Source organism: Paraburkholderia sp. SIMBA_053 (genome assembly GCF_046534895.1).
In the GTDB taxonomy this organism is placed as follows: domain Bacteria; phylum Pseudomonadota; class Gammaproteobacteria; order Burkholderiales; family Burkholderiaceae; genus Paraburkholderia; species Paraburkholderia caledonica.
On record NZ_JAWRXU010000404.1, the window covers coordinates 1 to 300 of the forward strand.

Annotated in this window: 1 pseudogene; it reads right to left on the minus strand. The window is 60.7% G+C overall.

The features are described from left to right. Nucleotides 1-183, minus strand: a pseudogene (gene glyA, locus SB753_RS36175) (serine hydroxymethyltransferase); the annotation flags it as partial. Nucleotides 184-300: the final 117 nt, after the last annotated feature.

The window sequence follows — 300 nt, forward strand, 5'->3', positions numbered from 1 at the left end:
CGGGTAGCCTTCGGCGTACTTGTTGGTGAGCTGCGAGCCCTGCGCGGCCATCACGGCCGGGCTCGTGTAGTTTTCCGACGCGATCAGTTCGATGTGCGCTTCCTGACGGCGGTCTTCGTCCTGGATTGCCTTCCAGATTTCCGGATCGACATTGGCGATGGTGCTTTGGGCTTTGTCAAACATGCTGGTTCCGTTAAGTGTGTTCAGGTTGACCGGATCGTGCGCAGGTCGTGTGCCGGGAGCGTATTGGGTACGCAGCACTGCTGGCCACCGCTGATGGTGGGAGCCTTGACGCGGCGT